The organism is Streptomyces sp. NPDC059454 (assembly GCF_042749965.1).
Classification (GTDB): Bacteria; Actinomycetota; Actinomycetes; order Streptomycetales; family Streptomycetaceae; genus Streptomyces.
On sequence record NZ_JBHYVC010000056.1, the window covers coordinates 1 to 6025 of the forward strand.

At 72.9% G+C, this 6025-nt stretch carries 4 protein-coding genes; 3 read left to right on the forward strand and 1 reads right to left on the reverse strand.

Features of this window, described 5'->3' with window-relative positions:
- Nucleotides 1–167 precede the first annotated feature (167 nt).
- On the forward strand, nt 168–1133 hold the full coding sequence (locus ACFXAE_RS28400; RefSeq protein ID WP_384719884.1) for a DUF5926 family protein: 966 nt from the start codon (nt 168–170) through the stop codon (nt 1131–1133).
- A gap of 484 nt (nt 1134–1617) precedes the next feature.
- On the opposite strand, the gene ACFXAE_RS28405 is transcribed toward ACFXAE_RS28400, so the two are convergent.
- Nucleotides 1618–2319 (reverse strand): bifunctional DNA primase/polymerase, encoded by a 702-nt coding sequence (locus ACFXAE_RS28405; RefSeq protein ID WP_384719886.1) that lies wholly within the window; start codon nt 2317–2319, stop codon nt 1618–1620.
- 503 nt (nt 2320–2822) lie between these two features.
- Here ACFXAE_RS28405 and ACFXAE_RS28410 point away from each other — a divergent pair.
- Nucleotides 2823–4337 carry a PP2C family protein-serine/threonine phosphatase gene (locus ACFXAE_RS28410; RefSeq protein ID WP_384719888.1) on the forward strand — a complete coding sequence of 505 codons (1515 nt, stop codon included), beginning with the start codon at nt 2823–2825 and terminating at the stop codon, nt 4335–4337.
- A 113-nt stretch (nt 4338–4450) separates the two neighbouring features.
- Nucleotides 4451–5908, forward strand: a complete 1458-nt coding sequence (locus tag ACFXAE_RS28415; protein WP_384719890.1) for an aminopeptidase P family protein — start codon at nt 4451–4453, stop codon at nt 5906–5908.
- Nucleotides 5909–6025 lie beyond the last annotated feature (117 nt).

The following is a 6025-nucleotide window of genomic DNA, read 5'->3' on the forward strand; positions in this document are numbered from 1 at the left end:
GCCGGGGCTGGACCCCGGCCGGGGCCGACGGAAGCGGCACCGCTCCGGTCCCGTGTCCGCCCGCGGGCCCACAGGTCGGCACGTTGTCCACAGGTTCCCGTCGGTCGTGGCGCGAACGGCTAGGCTCGCGCCCGTACGAGACGAGCCGTAACCGGGAGACACCCACGATGGCCAAGAAGCGACCCCAGACGAAGGCCAAGCGCCCGCAGCTCACGGACGGGCAGATCCCGGTCGTCGGCGCCCGCGAGCCCTGCCCGTGCGGCAGCGGCCGCCGTTACAAGGCATGCCACGGACGTGCCGCCGCGCACGCGGTGACCGAGCTGGTGCACCGCCCGTTCGAGGGCCTGCCGGGCGAGTGCGACTGGGTGGCGCTGCGTGAGCTGGTGCCGGCCGCCACCGTCGAGCTGACGCTCAAGGACGGTCTGCCCGAGGGCGTCCCGTCGGTCACGCTGGCCACGGTGCTGCCGATGGCCTGGCCCGCCCTGCGCCGCGACGACGGCTCGGTCCTGCTCGGCCTGCAGAACGACACCTCCTCCGGCGACATCAGCCGCGACCTCGCCGACACCCTGCAGCGCGCGCTCGGCGCCGACCCGGGCACGCCGGTGCAGTCCCGGCGCGCCCCCGCCGACGGCCCCCGGCTGCAGGACCTGCTCGACCCCGAGGGCGCTTTCGAGCCGGTCGTGCACAGCGGGTTCGAGTTCTGGGTCCCGGACCCGGAGAACGCCACGCCGGACGTCACCGCCTCCCTGGAGCGGGCCAACGCCGCGGCCATCCCGACCGTCAAGCTGTCGGGCGCGGACGCCGCGTACTGGTGCGAGACTCCCGAGAAGAACCATCTGCGGTGGGTCATGCCGCACCCCGAGGAGCAACTTCTGGACGCTCTCGCGCGGCTGCACGCGGCGGGAGGCTCCTCCCTCGGTGAGGGAACCCGTCTCGTGGGCTCCTTCCGCGCTCACGGGCTCACCGTGCCGGTCTGGGACCTGCCCGGCGGGGTCGGTGCCGAGGACGTGGAGAAGCCGGCGGCCGAGTTCGCCGAGCGGCTCGCCGCCGCGCTGGCCACGGACGCGCCGCTGACCGCCGACGAGCGCCGTGCGCGCGGCGGTCTGACGAACCGCCAGGTCACGCTGAGCTGAGGCGCGGTCGCACACCCGGTTCCGCCGGCCGCCCGGCCGGTGGAACCGCCCGGTCGCGCACCATCGGTCTCCTGTGCAACTCCCGGTGCGGGCAAGCCAGTCGGTGACCGGAAAGCCGGGACCGAATTTGCGAACCGCCGATCTCTTGTTACCGTTCCAGTAGCCCGGTTGCTGGTGCATCCCCCGTCGCCAGCAACCGGGTCTTTGCATGTCGGCCACCGCTCACGGAACGCGGTCGGCCGTCAACCGGCAGTCGTCACCGGGGAGTTGCTTCCGAAGGGACGCAGCGGCGCGCCAGGCGGCAGCGCCTCGACGCCGCCGTGAGCGGTCGGCCGTACCGCACCGGTCGAGCCCCGGCCCCGCAGGCATCCCCGCCCGTGGCAGCCCGCGGTCGCACAGGCCGCCACCGCACCCGCGGGACGAGCAGGCGCCCCGGCCCGGCGGGGAGGACCGCGCTCCGGCCGGGGCCCCGTACGCGCACCCGCTACATCTCGGGCGCGCTCACACCCGTACGGGTGAGGGCGTCGACCACGGCGTCCACCACCGCCTCGACATCGGGTACCCATGGCGAGGCCGAACCGGGCAACGGCGCGCGCTCCCAGCGGATCTCACCCTGCGCGGTCCCGGACGGGGGCAGCGCGATGTAGCCGCCCTCGCCGTGGAAGCGGAGGGAGCCGGGGACGAAGTCCTTGGCGTACAGCAGCTCGCCCAGCTGCTCCATGGAGTACGGCTTCACCAGGATCGACCAGCGGGCCGGCGAGGCGACGACCGGGCCGAGCCGCATGCCGCGGCGGTCGAGCGCGGCGAGGGCGCGGGCGGCCGGCAGGGCGGGCAGGGACACCGCGCAGGGGGCCTTGCCTTTCCCACTCCCGGCTTCGCTCGAGCGGGAGGTACCCCCAGTGGCGAGGATGATCGGGGCCGTCGGCCGGTTCCCCCACCACCAGCGCACCATGCGCGCGTCAGTGGTGGCGGCGAGGAGGCCGGGGTCGAACGGGTGGGCACCCGGCACCGTGCACTCGGGGTCGGGGCAGGCGCAGCGGGACCGGTCCTGCGGGTCCGCCGCCACGCCCGGGAGTACGGGCCACTGCCAGTCCGCGGCGAAGGTCAGGGCCGCACCGATCAGATCGGGCCCTCCGTCGCCGCGCCGGGACAGTAGCCTGCGTCGCCTTCCGAGGATCTCGCGCATGAGCGCTCGTTCCTTTCCGTTGCACGCCTGGCAACACCGTGGTCCAGATCACGTCATGTGTCGATCACTTCACTGTGCGTACCTATGGGCGCATCACACCCCCGCGCCGGGCAGGGGGAACCCCTATGGGCCGAGCATGGGCTGCCTCCGCGGCCGTTCCACCCGTACTGCGTCTATCAGAAGTGCGGGCGTGGCGTGGGGGTGGCGAAGCCTGGCGTTTGCCGTCGCGCGTGTTTCTCTCCGCCTCCGCCGCGGGAGGATGGGGCACGGTCGTCGGTGGTTAAGACGCCCGGGTCCGTCGCCAGGTTCCCGAGCGGTTGTCCACCGCCCCTGGCCTTCACCGAGTACGTACCCATCACGACCGTTGTGACGCTCCGTCGAGCAAGGCCAGTCGACCGCAATACGCCTCCCCCTGAGGCAGTTTCAAGCCAACTTCACATTTCGGCAAGGGTCTGCGGGGAGTTTCCTTCAACCCCACGGACACCAGGAATCCCAGCAGGACAATGCTGGACATCTCCTCACGAGTACGTGTACATGTGGAGACACTGCCGGCGACGCAGAATGACATGGGGGTTTGCGATGCTTTCGAGCAGTACGTACCGGTCGGAAAGCCGGACATCATGAGCGCCCCGCACCCTCCGAAAGTGGCTGGAATCGATTCAACGGTTCCCTCACCCGCACACACTGTCGCGTCCGTCACCGCGGGTACCTCCCCGGCTCCCCCGGCAAACTCCCAGAACGCGCCGGGCGCGCTGCTCCAGGACCGCCTCGCCGGCTGGGTCTCCGACCTCACGACCCTCCACGAACTCACCGAACGCCTGGCCCGCGCGAGCACGCTCGACGAAGCGCTCCAGGAGCTGCTGCGCGCGGGGGCCGCCCTGGTGGGCGCGCGCCGCGGTCTCGTCGCCCTGGAACCCGCCGACGGCCTCGGCCCGGCCACCACCGTCGGCCTGGGACTGGGCCGCGCGGATCTCGGCCACCTGGAGACGGTGTCGCGCGGCTCACTGCCGTACGGCAGGATCCTCGACGGACTGCCCGGCGCCGACGACGGCATCGCCGAATCCGACCTGTTCGCCGAGAAGGGGCTCGATCCCCGGCACCGCGAGGTCGCCGCCCGCCTCGGCTACGCCGCCAGCTTCGCCCTCCCGCTCACCACCGGGGCCGCCGGCCGCCTGGGCGCCGCGGTCTGGCTCTACGACGAGCCGGCCGAGCCGTCGAAGCGGCAGCGCCACCTCGTGGGCCTGTACGTCCGCCACGCCGCCGAGCACCTGGCCCGGCTCCTCGAGCTCGAGCGGACGCGCGCGCGCATGGCCACGATGGCCGAGGAACTGCTGCCCTCCCGTCTCCCCCGGATCCCCGGCGTCCGGCTCGCCGCGCGGCACCGCACCTCCCCGCGCGGGGGCGGCGACTGGTACGACGCGCTGCCGCTCCCGGACGCGGCCCTCGGTCTCGCCGTCGGGTCCGTCACCGGATCGGGGGCCGGCGCGGTCGCGGCGATGGGCCGGCTGCGGGCGTCGCTGCGCGCGTACGCCGTGATGGAGGGCGAGGATCCGGTCGCCGTCCTGTCCGACCTGGAACTGCTGCTCCGGCTCACCGAACCGGCCCGGTCGGCCACCGCCCTGTTCGGCTACTGCGAACCCGCGCTGCACCGGATCACACTGGCCGGCGCCGGGCACAGTCCGCCGCTGCTGCTCGGCGAGCGCCGCACCGAGTTCGTCGAGACGTCGGTCTCCGCCCCCCTGGGCATGCTCGCCTGCTGGGAGGCGCCGAGCGTGGAGGTCCAGGCGGAGCCGGGGGAGACGGTGCTGCTCTACACCGACGGGCTGCTGCACCGCACCGGTGACCCGACCGACCGCGCCTTCGCCCGGCTGCACGCGGCGGCAGCGGGCGTGCCGAGGGCCCTGCGCCGCGATCCCGGTGCCATCGCCGACCACGTCCTGCGCGCGGTGCTGCCCGAGGGCGCGGACACGGCGGACTCCAAGGAGGACGTGGTGCTGCTGGCGGCGCGGTTCGAGTAGCCTCCCCGTTCCCCGCCGCCACAGGTCCATGTCCCGTTTCGGCGCCCCATTCGGCCGTTTCCGCCCGACCGTACGATGGGGGGTGGTCCAGTGCCGTATCGAGGAGGATGACCGTGGCCGAGGAGCTGCCGGAGACCCCGGAGACTGCCGAGGAAGAGCCCGTCAAGCAGCGCAAGAACGGCCTGTACCCGGGCGTGTCCGACGAGCTGGCCGAAAGCATGAGGAGCGGCTGGGCCGACACGGAGCTGCACGATCTGCGGCCGATCCCCCAGGCCGCCGAGACCGCCGCCCGCCGCGCGGCGCTCTCCGCCCGTTTCCCGGGTGAGCGTCTGGTCGTACCGGCGGGCAACCTGAAGACGCGTTCGAACGACACGGAGTACTCCTTCCGCGCGTCGGTCGAGTACGCCTATCTCACCGGCAACCAGACGGAGGACGGCGTCCTCGTCCTGGAGCCGACGGCCGACGGCCACCAGGAGACGATCTACCTCCTGCCCCGCTCCAACCGTGAGAACGGCGAGTTCTGGCTGGACGGCCAGGGCGAGCTGTGGGTCGGCCGCCGCCACTCCCTCACCGAGGCCGAGCGGCTGTACGGCATCCCCGCCTCCGACGTCCGCGAGCTGGCCGGCGCGCTGCGCGAGGCCACCGGCCCGGTGCGGGTCGTGCGCGGATACGACGCCGGGATCGAGGCGGCGCTGACCGACAAGGTCACCGCCGAGCGCGACGAGGAACTGCGCGTCTTCCTCTCCGAGGCGCGGCTGGTCAAGGACGACTTCGAGATCGGCGAGCTGCAGAAGGCCGTCGACTCCACCGTGCGCGGCTTCGAGGACGTCGTGAAGGTCCTCGACAAGGCCGAGGCCACCAGCGAGCGCTACATCGAGGGAACGTTCTTCCTGCGCGCCCGCGTGGAGGGCAACGACATCGGCTACGGCTCCATCTGCGCCGCCGGACCGCACGCCTGCACGCTGCACTGGGTGCGCAACGACGGCCCGGTCCGCTCCGGTGACCTGCTGCTGCTCGACGCGGGCGTGGAGACGCACACCTACTACACGGCCGACGTCACGCGCACACTGCCGGTCAACGGCACGTACAGCGAGCTGCAGAAGAAGATCTACGACGCCGTGTACGACGCCCAGGAGGCCGGCATCGCGGCGGTGAAGCCGGGCGCCAAGTACCGGGACTTCCACGACGCCGCCCAGCGCGTGCTGGCCGAGCGGCTCGTCGAGTGGGGCCTGGTCGAGGGCCCGGTGGAGCGGGTGCTGGAGCTGGGTCTGCAGCGCCGCTGGACGCTGCACGGCACCGGCCACATGCTCGGCATGGACGTCCACGACTGCGCCGCCGCGCGGACCGAGACGTACGTCGACGGCACGCTGGAGCCCGGCATGGTGCTCACCGTCGAGCCGGGCCTGTACTTCCAGGCCGACGACCTGACCGTGCCCGAGGAGTACCGCGGCATCGGCGTCCGCATCGAGGACGACATCCTCGTCACCGCGGACGGCAACCGGAACCTGTCCGACGGGCTGCCCCGGCGGTCGGACGAGGTCGAGGCGTGGATGGCCGCCCTGAAGGGCTGACGCACGACACGGTGGTCGGGGGCGCGCGCCGTGGCCTCCCCCCCTTGACCGCGGCGCTGGGGGGGGGGTGGGGCCCCGTGGGTTATTTTTGGTAACTAGCCACCGCGGCGCCCCCGC

Bases quoted from the DNA above. Each gene is read 5' to 3' on its own strand.
- ACFXAE_RS28400 (WP_384719884.1), top strand. From the start codon at position 168: ATGGCCAAGAAGCGACCCCAGACGAAGGCCAAGCGCCCGCAGCTCACG.
- ACFXAE_RS28405 (WP_384719886.1), bottom strand. From the start codon at position 2,319: ATGCGCGAGATCCTCGGAAGGCGACGCAGGCTACTGTCCCGGCGCGGC.
- ACFXAE_RS28410 (WP_384719888.1), top strand. From the start codon at position 2,823: ATGCTGGACATCTCCTCACGAGTACGTGTACATGTGGAGACACTGCCG.